Origin of the sequence: Corallococcus sp. AB038B, assembly GCF_003668955.1 — a bacterium.
Classification (GTDB): Bacteria; Myxococcota; Myxococcia; order Myxococcales; family Myxococcaceae; genus Corallococcus; species Corallococcus exiguus.
The window spans coordinates 75,103-90,886 of sequence record NZ_RAWO01000008.1; the positions used below are offsets into that span (position 1 = coordinate 75,103).

At 68.9% G+C, this 15,784-nt stretch carries 13 protein-coding genes; 5 read left to right on the forward strand and 8 right to left on the reverse strand.

What is annotated here, in order from left to right:
• Positions 1 to 218: 218 nt before the first annotated feature.
• Positions 219 to 1,826, forward strand: coding sequence for a Na+/H+ antiporter (locus D7Y04_RS27590; protein WP_120594545.1), 1,608 nt, complete (start codon positions 219 to 221; stop codon positions 1,824 to 1,826).
• Between the two features lie 3 nt (positions 1,827 to 1,829).
• Here D7Y04_RS27590 and D7Y04_RS27595 read toward each other — a convergent pair whose 3' ends face one another.
• From D7Y04_RS27595 to D7Y04_RS27610, 4 genes are all read right to left on the reverse strand, one after another.
• Entirely contained in the window at positions 1,830 to 2,633 is an 804-nt protein-coding gene (locus D7Y04_RS27595; RefSeq protein WP_121761203.1) for an NAD-dependent epimerase/dehydratase family protein, read from the reverse strand.
• Positions 2,634 to 2,746: 113 nt separating this feature from the next.
• Positions 2,747 to 4,411, reverse strand: a complete 1,665-nt coding sequence (locus D7Y04_RS27600) for a sigma-54 dependent transcriptional regulator (protein ID WP_120594543.1) — start codon at positions 4,409 to 4,411, stop codon at positions 2,747 to 2,749.
• 46 nt (positions 4,412 to 4,457) lie between these two features.
• A complete protein-coding gene (locus tag D7Y04_RS27605) occupies positions 4,458 to 5,411 on the reverse strand; it encodes a diguanylate cyclase domain-containing protein (RefSeq protein WP_169821093.1) in 954 nt (317 codons plus the stop codon).
• 120 nt (positions 5,412 to 5,531) lie between these two features.
• Complete coding sequence (locus tag D7Y04_RS27610) at positions 5,532 to 5,810, reverse strand: glutaredoxin family protein (protein WP_120594542.1); 279 nt, start codon at positions 5,808 to 5,810, stop codon at positions 5,532 to 5,534.
• A gap of 21 nt (positions 5,811 to 5,831) precedes the next feature.
• Between D7Y04_RS27610 and D7Y04_RS27615 the strand changes: the two genes are divergently transcribed.
• Positions 5,832 to 7,028 carry a DUF4388 domain-containing protein gene (locus tag D7Y04_RS27615; protein WP_121761204.1) on the forward strand — a complete coding sequence of 399 codons (1,197 nt, stop codon included), beginning with the start codon at positions 5,832 to 5,834 and terminating at the stop codon, positions 7,026 to 7,028.
• 9 nt (positions 7,029 to 7,037) lie between these two features.
• Here the strand turns inward: D7Y04_RS27615 and D7Y04_RS27620 are convergent, their stop codons facing one another.
• A complete protein-coding gene (locus tag D7Y04_RS27620) occupies positions 7,038 to 8,567 on the reverse strand; it encodes a penicillin-binding transpeptidase domain-containing protein (protein WP_121761205.1) in 1,530 nt (509 codons plus the stop codon).
• 202 nt (positions 8,568 to 8,769) lie between these two features.
• Between D7Y04_RS27620 and D7Y04_RS27625 the strand changes: the two genes are divergently transcribed.
• Together D7Y04_RS27625 and D7Y04_RS27630 are read left to right on the forward strand one after the other, a co-directional pair.
• Positions 8,770 to 9,603, forward strand: a complete 834-nt coding sequence (locus D7Y04_RS27625; protein WP_233601621.1) for an ABC transporter permease — start codon at positions 8,770 to 8,772, stop codon at positions 9,601 to 9,603.
• Positions 9,600 to 10,511: an ABC transporter ATP-binding protein gene (locus tag D7Y04_RS27630; RefSeq protein ID WP_120594539.1), complete on the forward strand. Its 912-nt coding sequence runs from the start codon at positions 9,600 to 9,602 to the stop codon at positions 10,509 to 10,511. Before D7Y04_RS27625 ends, D7Y04_RS27630 begins: the two co-directional genes overlap by 4 nt.
• 19 nt (positions 10,512 to 10,530) lie before the next feature.
• Here the strand turns inward: D7Y04_RS27630 and D7Y04_RS27635 are convergent, their stop codons facing one another.
• Positions 10,531 to 10,761, reverse strand: coding sequence for a sulfurtransferase TusA family protein (locus D7Y04_RS27635; RefSeq protein ID WP_120559441.1), 231 nt, complete (start codon positions 10,759 to 10,761; stop codon positions 10,531 to 10,533).
• Between the two features lie 251 nt (positions 10,762 to 11,012).
• On the opposite strand from D7Y04_RS27635, the gene D7Y04_RS27640 reads away from it, so the two are divergent.
• Complete coding sequence (locus tag D7Y04_RS27640) at positions 11,013 to 12,971, forward strand: thioredoxin domain-containing protein (protein WP_121761357.1); 1,959 nt, start codon at positions 11,013 to 11,015, stop codon at positions 12,969 to 12,971.
• An 89-nt stretch (positions 12,972 to 13,060) separates the two neighbouring features.
• Here D7Y04_RS27640 and D7Y04_RS27645 read toward each other — a convergent pair whose 3' ends face one another.
• Entirely contained in the window at positions 13,061 to 13,447 is a 387-nt protein-coding gene (locus tag D7Y04_RS27645) for a RidA family protein (protein WP_120581531.1), read from the reverse strand.
• A gap of 79 nt (positions 13,448 to 13,526) precedes the next feature.
• Positions 13,527 to 15,734: a bifunctional (p)ppGpp synthetase/guanosine-3',5'-bis(diphosphate) 3'-pyrophosphohydrolase gene (locus D7Y04_RS27650; RefSeq protein WP_120581530.1), complete on the reverse strand. Its 2,208-nt coding sequence runs from the start codon at positions 15,732 to 15,734 to the stop codon at positions 13,527 to 13,529.
• Positions 15,735 to 15,784 lie beyond the last annotated feature (50 nt).

The window sequence follows — 15,784 nt, forward strand, 5'->3', positions numbered from 1 at the left end:
TTCACGCGGCCCGAAAGCGCAAGCCTGTCACCGGGGGCCCACGCCTCGCAAAGGTGCGCCCCTTCCCCGGCTGATGGCACCCATCGCGTTCGGCTGATGACGCGGGCGGCCTCCCGCATGACGCAGGTTTCCGTCGTCCGGAATTCGCCACTGTCCCCAGCCGGCCCTCCTGCGCTACGTCGCCGGAAGTCCAGGGTGGACTCCTCCCCGAGGCCCTCATGCTGGTGTTCGAGATCGTCATCGCGCTGTTGCTGGGAGGCGCGGGACTGGCGGCGCTGTCCCGGCGGCTTGGCACGCCCTACCCCGCGCTGGTGGCGCTTGCCGGGGCGGTCCTGGCGCTCGTGCCGGGCAGTCCGGAGCTGGTGTTGGATCCGGAGCTGGCGCTCACCCTGTTCGTCGCGCCGGTGCTGCTGGACGCGGCGTTCGACGCGTCGCCTCGCGACCTGCGCGCGAACTGGCGGCCGGTGGCGAGCCTGGCCCTGGGCGCGGTGGTGCTCACGGTCATCGCCGTGGCGGTGGCGGTGAAGTGGATGGTGCCGGCGATGCCCTGGGCCGCGGCCATCGCGCTGGGCGCCATCGTCGCGCCTCCGGACGCGGCGGCGGCCACGGCGGTGCTGAAGCAGCTCAAGCCCCCGCACCGGCTGATGGTCATCCTGGAGGGCGAAAGCCTCTTCAACGACGCGAGCGCCCTGCTCATCTACCGGCTCGCGCTGGGGGCCGTGGCCGCGGGCGGCGTGCTGGGTTGGAGCGCGGTGCCCACGCTGCTCGTCGTCACGGTGGCCAGCGTGCTGCTGGGCGTCGTGTTGTCGCGGGTGAGCCTGCGCATCAACGCCAGCGTCGAGGACGTGTCCACGGCGGTCATCACCCAATTCGGCAGCACGTTCGCGGTGTGGATCCTCGCGGAGCGGCTGCACCTGTCCGGCATCCTGACGACGGTGGTCTACGCGATGACCATCTCCCGCACGGCCTCCGTGGTGACGCCCGCGCGGATCCGCATCCCGTCCTACGCGGTGTGGGAGGTGGCGACGTTCGTGTTGAACGTGCTGGCCTTCGTGCTCGTGGGCTTCCAGTTGAAGGGCATCGTCGCGCGCTTCGACCGGGAGACGTGGCTGGAATACGGCGCCATCGCGGCGGTGGTGACGGGCGCGGCCATCCTCGCGCGCATCGCCTGGGTGATGGGAGCGGCGGCGTTCAACCGCTGGAGACAGCGCAAGTCGAAGTCCAGCCCCGTCACGCTCTCACCGAGCGCGGCCGTGCTGGTGGGCTGGTGCGGGATGCGAGGCATCGTGACGCTCGCGGCGGCGCTGGCACTGCCCACGGGGCATGACGGGGTCGCGGCCTTCCCCTACCGGGACCTCATCCTCTTCACGTCGTTCTCCGTGGTGCTGGGGACGCTCGTGGTGCAGGGGATGACTCTCAAGCCCCTGATGACGCGGCTGAAGCTGGACGACGACGGTGAGGTGGACCACGAGGTGCGGCTCGCCCGGGTGGAGACGCTGCGCGCTGGGTTGGAAGCCACGAACGAGTCCGAAGGCACGGAGATGGCGACCCTGGTCCGGCGCCGGTACGAGCTGCAACTGCGGCGCGCGCGACAACTCCTGGATGAACACGCCCTCATGGGCTCCGCGAGCCCCAGCTCTCCCTGGGGGCCGCCCACCGCGGACGCGGAGACGGTGCGCACCGCGATGGCCGCGGGACGGAGGAAGCTGGCCGAACTCCGGGCGAACGGCACCATCGGGGACGCGGCGTTTCAGCAGGTGGAGCAGGAGCTGGACTGGTCGGAGCTCGACCTGCAACAGCTCCTGAGGGCGGAGTCACCCGAGTAGTTCTCAGCCGCGCGCTTCCTCCTCCATCGCCGCGAGGAAGCCCGTGGTGAAGTCCGGGTAGCGCGGCGTCCAGCCCAAGGCCTCCAGCTTCGCGGCGCTGATGGCGCGGTCGCCGCGCAGGGATTCATGGAGGGACTCGAAGGGCACGCGCGGAGGCATGGGGAGACCCAGCTGCTGACAGAGCCACGAAGCCGTCTCCTCCTGCGTCGCGGGCCGGCGGTCGGCCACGCAGTACACCTCGCCAGGAGCGCCGCGTTCGAGAACCACGCGCACCGCGTCCACCAGGTCGTCCACGTGGATGCGCGACAGGCGTCCTCCACCTGAGTCCGGGATGCGCAGCGTGCCCGCCTTCAAGCGGCCGGACGTGCCGCGCCCCGGGCCGTAGATGCCCGAGATGCGCATGACGCTCGCGCCAAGGGGAAGAAATAGGTCTTCGGACTCCAGGCGTGCGCGGGAGACCGCGGAGGTTTTGTCGACCGGCGTGGACTCATCCACGTGTCCGCGAGCGGAGCCATAGACACCCGTGGACGACAGGTAAACGAGCCGGGCGGGACGCGAGCGGGACAGTGCATCCGCGAAGCGGGCATCCAACCCGGCCTCCGGAGGAACGGAGGTCACGACGTGCGCGCCCTCTGCCCGTGACAGCGCGTCGTCAATCGACACGACGTGGACACCCGCGCCCTCCAGCACCGAACGGCGAGCGGCGTCCCGGGTCGTGGCCAGGACTTCCCGGCCCGAGCGGGCCTCCGCCACCGCGAACCGCGTGAGCGTGTAACCACAGCCAAGCAGGAGGAGCGGAGCGGTCATGGCCTCCGCGATAACGGGCAACGCCCGCCCCGCGCAAGGCCCACGCCCAAAGTGAACGGCCCTCCTCCCGTCATCCGGAAGAAGGGCCGTCACCTCACGTCGTCAGTCGCGGCCTAGAACTCCGCGCTCGCGCGAGGGTCGATGATGCCGCACTCCTTGATCTTGTAGAGCAGCGCCTTGTAGCTGATGCGCAGCTTGCCCGCAGCGCGACGCTTGTTCCACGCGGTGCGCTGGAGCATCGCGAGGATGGCCTCGCGCTCCGCGAGCATCGCCGCGCGCTTGCCGATGTCCTTGAGCGACAGCTCCCCGGCCGGAGGCGGCGGAGGCGGCGGCTGCGGAGCATCGAACGGGTTCGCGTAACGCTGCGGCGCCACGGCGTTGAACGGCGTGGCATCCGTCATCACCGGAGGCGGCGTCATCACCACGCCGCGCGCGGGCATCTCCAGCACCTGCACACCGGAGCCCGAAGCCGTCGCGAGCGAGGACGGAGGAGCCGCGAAGACGCGAGCGGACTCGTCCACGTAGCGCGACGGAGGTGGGATGAACTCGTCCCCACCACCGAACGACGTGGGCAGCGACGGGGCGCTCGCCGGAGTACGGCCGCCGCCGCGGATTTCATCCAGCACCAGGGTCGGGTCCTTCAGCACGCACAGCCGGCGCACCATGTTCTCCAGCTCGCGCACGTTGCCCGGCCACTCGTAGTCGCTGAACGCGTGGAGCACCTCCGAGGGCAGCTCGGACACGTTCGTCATGAAGCCCTTGCCGTACTTCTTGAGGAAGTGGTCGGTGAGCGGCACCACGTCCTCGCGGCGCTCGCGAAGGGGCGGCAGGCGGATGGCCACCACGTTGAGGCGGTAGTACAGGTCCTCGCGGAAGTTGCCGAGCGCGATCTCCTTCTCCAGGTCGCGGTTCGTCGCCACCACCACGCGGCTGTCCACGCGGACGCTCTTCTTGCCGCCGACGCGGAAGAACTCCTCGTCCTGCAACACCTGGAGCAGCTTCGCCTGGAGGCGGATGGCCATCTCGCCAATCTCATCCAGGAAGATGGTGCCCTGATCCGCCAGCTCGAACTTGCCCGGCTTCTCCGCCGTGGCGCCCGTGAAGGCGCCGCGCTCGTGGCCGAACAGCTCGCTCTCCAGCAGCTCGCCCGGCAGCGCCGCGCAGTTCACCTTGATGAACGGCCGGCCATGGCGCTGGCTGCGCGCATGGATTTCACGGGCAATCACTTCCTTGCCCGTGCCGGACTCACCCAGCAGCAGCACCGGCACGTCCGTGTCCGCGATGCGCTCCACCAGCGCACGCGCGCGGCGCATGGCCGGCGACGTGGAGATGAGCACGCGGGCCTCCGCCGCGGCCTCCGCGGGCGTCAACACCACGCGAGGCGCGGGCGCGGTCGCCTGCCGCTCCGGAACGCGGGTCCCCAGGGCGCGCGCGAGCACGTCCTGCAGCTCGTCGTTGCCAAAGGGCTTCGCCAGATAGTCGGAGGCGCCCATCTTCATCGCGCGCACCGCGTCGTCAGCGCCCGACAGCGCGCTCAACACGATGACCGGAGCCGCGCCACCCGTGCTCCGGTAGCGGCGCAACACCTCCAGACCACTCATCTCCGGCATCACCACGTCCAGCAGCACCGCGTCGAACGAGCCGCCAGAGAGCATCTCCAGCGCCTGCGAACCGCTCGAAGCACAGCGCACCTGGTACCCCGAGCTCCCCAGCAGCTCGGAAAGGAACGTGCGCACCGACTCCTCGTCATCCACCACCAGCACCGCGATCCGATCCATCCCCACGCCTCCGCTCGCCCTGTGCATCAAACCCTCGTGAACTGAATCAAACCGACATCAGACGGGCTGGACCGGCTGCCCGCCGAAGCTCGCGTGTACGCCTCAAGGTCTGCAGTGCCGCGGCCAACAGCTGGGTGGGAGCCCCCACCGTGTCCGGGAAGCTCACCGCTCCCAGCTCCAGCGCCGTACGCACCACGCGACCCTCCATCTGGAACCGGGCGGCCTCGAACCGGGCCTCCACCCGAGCTAGCACCTCCGGCACCGACTCCGCGGGCGTGCCCGGCAGCAGCATGGCGAACTGACTGTCACCCACCCGCGCCACCGCGTCCGCCTCGCGCACCGTCTGCCCCAGCACCACCGCGCTGTAGACGAGCAGCCGCTCCGCCATGCTCTTGCCGTGCTCCTTGCGAAGCGCACTCCAACCCGTCACCTCCGCCGCCACCACCGAGAATGTCCCGCCGTAGCGCTCCGTCCGCCGTGCCTCCAACCCGATGAGGGCCAGCAGGAAGGGCCGGTTGTAGAGCCCCGTCACAGGGTCGTGCAGCGCCAGCGCCGTGCCGGCCTCTTCACCCGCGGCCGCGCGCTCCACCGACTGCTTGAGCCGCATCTGCGCGTGCAGCTTCATGGACAGCTCCGCGCCATCCACCGTGCGAGGAACCACGTCCACGCACTGCCCCTTCTCCACGCAGAAGCGCCACGCGTCCCGGTCGTGCGAATCCACCAGGTACATCATCGGCACCGTGCCCTTGCCCACCTGACGCAGGCGCCGCGCCGTCTGGATCGCCGCGTAGTCCGGCGGTTGCGCGGCCAGCAGTACGGCATCCGGACGGATCACCTCGAAAAGGGGCACCGCCGCGTCGAAGCGCGTCAGGGGCACCACTCGGAAACCGGCCTCCCCCAGGAGCGCCCGGGTGCGCTCCAGGTCCTCCGCGCGAGGCTCCACCAGCAGCACCGTAGGCGGCTGGCCCGACTTTCCCGCTCCCTTGCGCTTCACACCCACCGCCGTGCCCTCCCTTCCAGCATTTTCTGCCCCGCCACCCTGCCCGCCTGCCCAGATTTACAGCCCCGCTACTTTCGCGCCCTACGTATCCCCTTGGATTTCTTAGGGAAGGGCACTTCGTTACCCACCCTGGCCCACGGTTTTAGCAATGGGTATGCCATTCATCACCTCGCGGATCCGGACTTCCAGGGTCTCCGCGTCGACCCGGTGCTTGAAGGCGGGCACCCCCTCAATGAGGACCACGGGGATGTCGTAACGCCAGGCCTCGAAGAGGTCCGGGCTCTGGAGGATGTCGGTGACGTAGAGCTCGAACGGCAGCCGGGTCCGCACCTCTTCGACCACCGCAATGGCCTTCACACAGAGGGAACACCGGGGTTTCGAGTAGATATCGACTCGCATGCGTTGCAGGATGGGCGCTCGATGCGCGGCGTGTGTGGTGATTTTTCGACGATGCCCCTCAAGGACCTGGTCGTCCACCTCGGGAATCGCCGGGCCACCGGCACCCTGAACGTGGAGCGGGGAGACGTGCGCAAGCAGCTCTTGCTGCGCGACGGCAACGTCATCACCGCCAGCTCCAACCAGCCCCGCGAGTACTTCGGCCAGTTCCTGATCAACCAGGGTCACCTGACGGAGGATCAACTGGAGCGCGCGTTCTCCACGCAGGCGGAGACGCACATCCTGCTGGGGAAGATCCTGATCATGACGGGCACGGTGTCGGAAGCCACCGTGCGCACGGTGCTCTCCCACAAGTTCCGGGAGATGCTGCTGGATGCCTTCACCTGGGAGGAAGGCGGCTTCGACTTCCGCCCCACGGACGTCGCGCCGGAGCTGGAGGGCCTGGACGTCAGCGTGGACCTGCTGGACGTGCACCGCGAGGGCGAGTTCCGCGAGACGGCCTGGCAGGCCATCCGCGCGGTGTTCCCTTCCGGCCGCGTGCGCCTGGAGGTGGACGAGCGCAAGCTGACGGACCGCAAGGCCGGCAGCATGGACGAGCGCATCGTGCAGCTCGCGAAGGAAGGCCTCAGCATCGACGGCATGGCGCTGGCGCTGCACGCCACCGACTTCTTCCTCTACCAGCGGCTGTACGCGCTCTATCGCCAGGACGCGCTGCGGGTGTCCGACGAAGCGCCCCTGCCCTCCCCGGATCCCGGCGCGCATACCGTCGTCGTGGTGGAAGAGGACGACGAGGACGACCTGGACTCCGGCGGCGTCATCGGCTCCGAGTCCTCCTCCGACGAGGTGCTCCAGGCCGCCCAGCTCTTCCTGGACGCGGGCAACCTGCGCGACGGCGAGGCGCTGGCCCGGCGCGCGCACGAAATCGCGCCCAGCGAGCACACCACGAAGCTGCTGCGCGAAGCGGAAGGCAGGCTGCTCGCGGAGCTGCGCAAGGCGCTGATGGAGCCGTCGCGGGTGCCGGCGCTGATGGTGACGCCCGCGCACCTGAAGACGCTGCCCCTCACGTCACCGGAGCGCTACCTGCTGTCGCGCATCGACGGGCGGCGGGACGTGGCCGCCATCGTGCACGTGTCGCCCCTCCAGGAGCTGGAGGCCCTGAAGTTCTTCCAGGGCTTCGTGGCCACGGGGCTGGTGAAGCTCACCGCGCGTCCGCTGTCCTGACGTCCCGCCTCAGTGCTTGCCGGCGGCGCCCGCGGGGGCCGTCAACTCCACCGGCGCGGGGATGCGCTCCAGCGCCAGGCGCAGGGCCTCGCGGCCCAGGTAGGAGCCGCGGATGCGCCACTTCGGATCATTCACGATGAGGGCGGCCACGGCCACGCGCGGGTTGTCCTTGGGCGCGAAGCCGACGAACCACGAGTAGTCGCGGAAGGGCTCGCGGTCCGCGAGCGTGCCCGTCTTGCCCACCGCGTCCTTCACCTGGAAGCCGCGCTCGCGGAAGACGCCGCGCGCGGTGCCATGGGTGACGGTCTCCTCCAGCATCCGCGTGAGCTCATGCGCGGCGGTGGGGGTGAGCACGGGCTCCGGCTCCGGCAGGGGCATGTAGGGCTCCGGCTCCACCAGCACGGGGTCCACCCAGCGACCCTCGTTGGCGGCCACCGACGCCAGCAGCGCGCCGTGCAGCGGGGACAGGTACACGTCGCCAAAGCCCGCGCCGGTGTTGGCGAGCGCGAAGCCGTCCTCCGGGATGTACGCGAGCGACACGTCCAGGGGCTGGGCGAAGGGAATCTCGCGGTTGAAGCGCAGGCGCGCCGCCATGCGCTTGAGGGAGTCCGCGGTCAGGTGCTTGCTGGTCATCTTGGCGAAGATGACGTTGGCGCTCTTGCCCATGGCCAACGCCAGCGAATAGCAGGCGCCGTCGCGCTCGGTGTCCTCCAGCTGCCGCTCGTTCAGCCGGCGCTTGCCACCGTGGAAGCACGCCTCGGTGTCGGCCGACACGCCAGCCTCCAGGAGCGCGCTGCCGGTGACGATCTTGAAGATGCTCGCGGCCGGGTACACCGCGCGGATGGGCAGCCCGCGCAGCTCCGGCTTCGCCTCCGAGTGCTCCGCCATCGCGAGCACGCGGCCGGTGGAGGGCTCCAGCACCACCGCGGCGCCGTAGGGCACCTGGTAGTTCTGCATGATCTTCGTGAGCGACGCCTGAAGGCCGGGATCGATGGTGAGCACCTGATCCGGCGTGTTCTTTCCGCCCTTCACCACCAGCTTGTTGCCCTCCAGCTTCGCGCGGGCCACCAGGTCCTGCGCGCGCGGCAGGCCCTGGAGCTTGCCGAACGGCGGCGCCTTCTCCCGCGAGGGGACCGGCATCGGAGGCACCATCCCGGGCTCCAGCGCGGCGGCGTCCTTCGAGGCCAGCGCCTCCGCCAGCGCGCGAGCATCCACCGGGCGCGAGTCCTCGGACGGAGTGGCCGCCACGGCTTCACCGGCGGTCCCGGAGTCTGGAGCCTGCGCGACGCTCGCGGAGTCCCCCGCGTCCGGAGAAGCTGACAGAGCGCGCTGCTCGGCCTCCACCTTCTCCACCAGCGCACGGGCGCCCACGGGCCCCGCGTCCGTTCCCAGGGCGCTCACCGACTGCGCCAGCACCTGGGCATCCGACGGGGCGGCGGGTGACGCCGCGGTGTTCGCGTCCGGCCCGGGCGCGGAGGCGCCCAGGAGCAGCGTGAGGGGGAACAGCGGCAGGGCGGCGAAGAGGCGGCGAATCGTCATGCGTCGGGGCTCTCCTTGGGGGCAGGGAGCAAGCCGCCGGATCCTAGTCGCTGAGGGCGCGCTGTCCACGGCTTGCCTCCTCGACTGCTGCCTTCGTCCGCGAGAAACCTGGGAAGGTGCCCGGAGGTCCAGTAGGGTCCTGTGCACCTTGGACGGACTCAAAGAGACATTGGTGATCTGGGCAGCCGAGCTGCGTCGGGCCATGAAGAGCGGCCGGGCCATCGTGCTGCTCGGCCTCTACAGCATGTTCTCCGCGCTGGTGCTGCTCGTGGTGGGCTTCGTCACCCGGGAGCTGCAGGCCCAGGTGAACGCGAAGCTCGCCGAGTCCGGCGGGGACACGGAGATGGCCACGCAGGCCGCGGAGCAGATGCACCAGGGGGTGCTGGGCTTCCTCGCCAGCAACGACGCCGCGATGATGGAGGCGCTGGCGAAGGTGCCCATCGTGGTGCTCATCGTCTTCAAGATCACCCTCTTCTTCCTGCCCGCCTACGTCGCGCTGATGGGCTTCGACCAGGTGAGCGGTGAAGTGGGTCCGCGCTCCATGCGCTATCTCACGGTGCGCGCGCGCCGCTCATCGGTGCTCCTGGGCAAGTTCCTCTCCCAGGCCACGCTGCTGGTGGGGCTGGTGCTGATCATCGACCTGGCCATCTTCATCTACGCGCGCATCATCAACGACGACTTCACCTTCGGGGTGCTGGTGCTCAACCTCCTGAAGTTCTGGAGCGCCACCATCGTCTTCTCGCTGGCCTACGTCGCCCTCACCACCCTGTGCTCCAGCCTCTTCCGCAGCCCCGCGGTGAGCCTGGTCTTCAACTTCATCCTGCTCTTCGTCTTCTGGCTGATGGACTCCGTGGGGCGCTCCGTGAGCGAGGAGAACGTGCTGCGCTTCCTGCGCTACCTGTCCCCTTCGTACTACTCGGGCAACCTGCTGCACCCGAAGCTCGCCGAGTTCGCCATGAGCGGCGCGGCCTACGCGGCCTTCGCGGCCGTCTTCCTCTTCGGCGCCTACGGCGTCCTGCGCGCGAGGGACCTGTGAGCGACCTGGCCATCCAGCTGAACAACGTCTCCAAGCACTTCGGCCCCAAGGTCGCCGTCAACGCGGTGAGCCTCCAGGTGCGTCAGGGCGACGTCTTCGGTCTCATCGGCCCCAACGGCGCCGGCAAGACGACCACCTTCTCCATGATGTGCGGCTACCTCTACCCGTCCGAGGGCTCGCTCCAGGTGATGGGCGTGTCCCCCACCGCGCCCGGAGCCCTCAAGGGCCGCGTGGGCGCGCTGCCCCAGGACGCGGTGCTGCCCCCCGGCTGGGAGGTCGGCGCGCTGCTCATGTACTGGGCCCGCCTGTCGGACCTGCCCCAGCCCGAGCACGAGGCCCGCGGCGCCCTGGAGAAGGTCGGCCTGATGGAGGCCTGGAAGGTCCAGACCCAGGCGCTCAGCCACGGCATGGCCAAGCGCGCCGCCATGGCCCAGGCCCTGATGGGCCGCCCGCCGCTCGTCCTGTTGGACGAGCCCACCGCCGGCCTGGATCCGCGCATCGCCGCGCAGGTGCGTCAGGTCATCAAGGACATGAAGGGCACGCAGACGGTGGTCGTCTCCAGCCACAACCTCCAGGAGCTGGAGGAGCTGTGCGACGCGGCCGCCATCCTCGACAAGGGCTCGCTCGCGCAGGCCGGCACCATGTCGGAGCTCACCGGCCAGGGCGCCGAGTTCCGCGTCCAGATCGCCCGGGGCGACGTCATCATCCCCGAAATCACCTCCCTGCCCGGCGTCACCGACGCGCGCATGGAGGGCCCCGACGTGCTGCGCGTGCGCTTCGACGGCCAGGCCCACAAGGCCGAGGAGGTCATCAGCCGCACCGTCGGCCACCTCATCCAGCACCAGGTGCTCATCCTCGGCGTCAGCCGCGGCCGCCGCCTGGAGGACCGCGTCCTTCAGCTGCTGTAGGCCCGCACCCTACGGACGCTCACCCCGCCTTGCGCACCCAGCCCACATAGTGGGCTCCCCTGCGCTCCATGCGGACGAGCTCGTTGCCCGTCGCGTCGCACCAGGCGGGCAGGTCCGCCTCCAGCCCTCGGTCGGTGGAGACAAGCTCCACCAGCGTCCCGGGCGGCAGGCGGCGCATCGCCTTGGCAATCTCCAGGATGGGCACCGGGCAGAGGGCCCCGGACGTATCCACGCGCACACCAGCTTCCATTCGCGCGCATCCTGTCATGGGGACTGGAACCCCGCCTGCCAAAGCGACACGACACGCGCGTTGAGAGGGAATTTTGGCGTCCCCAACGTCGTTGTCCGCCCCTTCGAGGCCTCTGGATAACGGGCGGACGCAGGCGGTCATCGCGGCTTGCGTGTCTGGAATTCCCTCTGTTAAGTACCCCGCCCTTTCCCTACCCAGACACCCGCTTGGGGCCCGGAGTCGGACCTATGGCGCAGGAGCATTCCCAACCCATGAAGCCCAATGTCATCGTGGCCCTGCTGGTCGGCCTGGTGCTCGGGTTCGTTGGCGGCCGTGCCGCCACCGGCTCGAAGCCCTCCACCGGCAATCCCCCCCCCATCGCGCAGGCGGGGAACAAGCCCGCGGCGCGCGCCGTGGACCCCACCGTCTTCAAGGTGCCCGTCGACGGCGCCCCGATGAAGGGCAGCGTCAACGCGCTCGTCACCATCGTGGAGTTCTCCGACTACGAGTGCCCGTTCTGCAGCCGCGCGCACAACACCGTCGAGCAGCTCCAGAAGGACTACGGCAACAAGCTGCGCGTCGTGATGCGCCAGAACCCGCTGTCCTTCCACCCGCACGCCAAGCCCGCGGCCCTCGCGGCGCTCGCGGCCGGTGAGCAGGGCAAGTACTGGGACATGCACGACCTGCTCTTCGCCAACAACAAGAAGCTGGATGGGGAGAGCCTGGAGGGCTACGCCAAGCAGATCGGCCTGGACGTGGCGAAGTGGAAGACGGACATGGCGAATGAGCGCCTGGGCGCCACCATCGACAAGGATCAGGCCCTGGCCCAGCAGATGGGCGCCAGCGGCACGCCGGCCTTCTTCATCAACGGCCGCTTCCTCTCCGGCGCGCAGCCCATCGACAACTTCAAGGCCCTCATCGACGAGGAGCTCGCCAAGGCCGAGGGCCTGGTGAAGAGCGGCGTCGCGCCGTCGCAGGTGTACGCGCGCACCATCGAGAAGGGCGTCGAGCGCGCTCCGTCCCGCCCCGCCCAGCAGCAGGCGGAGCCCGCCGCCGCCGCGAAGAAGGTGGAAGTCCCCGCGGACTCCCCGTCCTTCGGCCCGGCCACCGCGAAGGTGACCATCGTCGAGTGGTCGGACTTCGAGTGCCCGTTCTGCAGCCGCGCCGTGCCGACCCTGAACAAGATCAAGGAGACCTACGGCAAGGACGTGCGCGTGGTGTTCCGCCACCAGCCGCTGCCCATGCACTCGCACGCGAAGATCGCCGCGCAGGCCTCCATGGCCGCCCACGAGCAGGGCAAGTTCTGGGAGATGCACGACAAGCTCTTCGCCAACCAGCGCGCCCTGGAGCGCGGTGACCTGGAGAAGTACGCCCAGGAGCTGGGCCTGGACATGAACAAGTTCAAGGCCGCCCTGGAGTCGAGCAAGATCTCCGCGAAGGTGGACTCGGACTCCTCCGCGGGCACGGCGGTGGGCGCCAACGGCACCCCGGCCTTCTTCATCAACGGCCGCTTCCTCTCCGGCGCGCAGCCCTTCGAGGCCTTCAAGCCCCTCATCGACCAGGAGATCGCCAAGGCCGACAAGGCGCTCGCCGCCGGCACCAAGGCGGAGGACCTCTACGCCAAGCTGAACCAGGACAACGTGAACGCCGCTCCGGCCGCCCCCGCGGCGCCCGCCGAGCCGGAAGTGCAGAAGGTGGACGTGGGCAACGCCCCGGTGCGTGGCCCGAAGAACGCGCCCGTCACCATCGTCGCCTGGTCCGACTTCGAGTGCCCCTTCTGCAGCCGCGCCGTGCCGACCATCGAGCAGGTGGAGAAGGCGTACAAGGGCAAGGTCAAGTTCGCCTTCAAGCACCAGCCCCTGCCCTTCCACCAGAACGCGAAGCTCGCCGCCGTGGCCTCCATGGCCGCGAACGAGCAGGGCAAGTTCTGGGAGATGCACGACAAGCTCTTCGCCAACCAGCGCGCGCTGGACCGCGCCAGCCTGGAGAAGTACGCCCAGGAAATCGGCCTGAACGTGAACAAGTTCAAGACGGACCTGGAGTCGGGCAAGTTCGACAAGCAGATCGAGGCGGACATGGCGGACGGCTCCGCCAAGGGCGCCAACGGCACCCCGACGTTCTTCATCAACGGCCGCACGCTGGTGGGTGCGCAGCCCTTCGAGGCCTTCAAGAAGGTCATCGACGAGGAGTTGAAGAAGGCCGGCGTCGCGATGGCGGCGGAAGCGAAGTAGCCCTCCCCCGCTGTTGAAGCACAAAGGCCGTCGGCTCCCTCAGCGGGAACCGGCGGCCTTCGTGTTTCCAGCGAGTCCCCGGTGCGGCGTCAGGACACGGCGATGGCGTCGATCTCCACCTGGGAGCCGCGCGGCAGCGCGGACACCTGCACGGTGGCGCGGGCCGGCGGGGAGCCGGTGAAGGCGCGGCCGTACACCTCGTTCACCTTGGCGAAGTCGCCCAGGTTGGTGAGGAAGATGGTGCAGCGCACGACGTGGCTGAAGTCCAGGCCGCTGGCGGCGAGCACGGCCTGCAGGTTCTTCATCACCTGCTCGGCCTGCGCGACGACGTCACCGGGGACCAACTCCATCGTCTTCGGATCCAGGGGAATCTGGCCGGACAGGAACGTCATCTTCCCGGCGTCCACCTGCACGGCCTGGGAGTAGGGGCCAATCGCCTTGGGGGCGTCGTCGGAGTGGATTGCCTTGCGCGCCATGCAGCACACCTCGCGTTGCGGCGGCCCCCAAGGAGGACGGGGGCCGCGGGTCCGCCGCGGGCTGTAGCACAGGACAGGGCTAGATTCGCTCGACCGAGTAGACGCCCGTCAACCGCTCGATGGAGCGCATCAGGTCCGTCAGCTGCTTGAGGTCGGAGATGGTGACCTCGAAGGTGTTCACCGCCCGGTCGTCGCCGGTGGCCCGGCAGTTCGCCTGGGAGATGTTGACGCTCTTCTTGGAGAACGTGTTGGTGATGTCCGCCAGCAGGCCCGGCCGGTCCGCCGTCAGCACCCGCAGCGTGACGGGCCGCTTGAAGTCGCCCTTCACGTCCCAGGACACGTCCACACGCCGCTCGGGGTCGGTGGCCAGGGCCTTCTCACACCCCACCGTGTGCACCGTCACGCCCCGCCCCCGGGTGATGAACCCCGCGATGGGGTCCCCGGGAACAGGGTTGCAACAGCGCCCGAAGCGCACCAGCACGTCGTCCACGCCGCCAATCTGGACGCCGCTGCGGCTGTTGCGCCCGACCAGCCGCTTGGCCAGGTCCGTCATGCGCGACAGGCCCGGCAGCATGGACGCGTTCGCCCCCGTACCGTTGCCGTCCGTGGGACGCGGAGGCGGCTCCGCCTGCGCCAGCTTCTCCTGCGGCACCAGGCGCATCACCAGCTGCTGCGGCGTCACCTTGCCGTAGCCGATGGCGACCAGCATGTCGTCCTCGACGCGGAAGCCCAGCTCCTCGGCGACCTTCTTCACCTCGCCGGAGCGCACCAGCTTGTTGAAGTTGAGCTGGAAGCGCTTGAACTCGCGCTCCACCAGCTCACGGCCCAGTTGCAGGCTCTTGTCGCGCTGCTGCTGCTTGATGAAGCCGCGGATGCGCTGCTGCGCGCGGCTCGTCTTGACGAAGGTGAGCCAGTCCTTGGACGGGTGCGCCTGCGGGCTGGTGAGCACCTCCACCGTGTCGCCGTTCTTCAGCTTGTAGCGCAGGGGAACAATCTTGCCGTTCACCTTGGCGCCCACGCACCGGCCGCCCACGTCCGAGTGGATGGCGTACGCGAAGTCCACCGGCGTCGCGCCGCGCGGCAGGCTGCGCACGTCGCCCTTGGGCGTGAAGACGAAGACTTCGTCGGTGAAGAGGTCGACCTTCACCGTCTCCAGGAACTCCTTGGGGTCCTTGAGGTCCTGCTGCCACTCCATCAGCTGGCGCAGCCAGGCGAACTTCTCGTCGTCCTTGGAGATGGGCGCGCGGCCTTCCTTGTAGGCCCAGTGCGCGGCGATGCCCTCTTCGGCGATCTTGTGCATCTCCGAGGTGCGGATCTGCACCTCCACGCGCTCGCTCAACGGACCAATCACCGTGGTGTGCAGGGACTGGTACATGTTGGGCTTCGGGATGGCGATGAAGTCCTTGAAGCGCCCGGGCACCGGCTTCCACATCTGGTGCACCATGCCCAGCGCCTCGTAACAGGAGGGCACCGACGGCGCGATGATGCGGAACGCGATGATGTCGTGGATCTGATCGAAGTCGATGCCCTGCGACTTGATCTTCTTCCAGATGCTGTAGACGTGCTTGAAGCGCCCGCTGACGTCGCCCTTGAGGCCGCGCTCCTGGAGCTTCGCGCGCATCAGGTCGCAGGTGTCCTCGATGTACGCCTCGCGCTCCTTCTTGCGCTTGTTGAGCTGCTCCTCCAGCGCGAAGAACTCCTGGGGCTTCACGTAGCGGAAGGACAGGTCCTCCAGCTCCGTCTTGATCCAGGAGATGCCCAGGCGGTTGGCCAGGGGCGCGTAGATGTCCAGCGTCTCCTGTCCGATGCGGGCCTGCTTCTCCTCGGACATGTGATCCAGCGTCCGCATGTTGTGCGTGCGGTCCGCCAGCTTCACGAGGATGACGCGGATGTCCTGCGCCATCGCGATGATCATCTTGCGGAAGTTCTCCGCCTGCTTCTCCTCCTGGGAGAGCGTCGCGGACGCGGAGAACTTGGACAGCTTCGTCACGCCGTCCACCAGCTGGGCGACCTCCGGACCGAACAGCTCCGTGAGCTCCTCCGCGGTGGCGAGCGTGTCTTCGATGGTGTCGTGGAGCAGGCCGGTGACGATGGACGCCTCGTCCAGCTTCAGCTCCGCGAGGATGCCCGCCACCTCCAGCGGGTGGACGAGATAGGGCTCTCCCGACTTGCGGAGTTGCCCTTGATGGACCTTGGCCGAGTAGACGTACGCCTTCTTGATGATGTCCAGGTCGGGGTCCGGGTGGTACGACGCAACCCGCTGCAGGATGTCGTTCAGGCGAATCATCGAGGCGGTGACAATCGTAACTGCCTCAAACAGCAGGGGCAACGTTACCC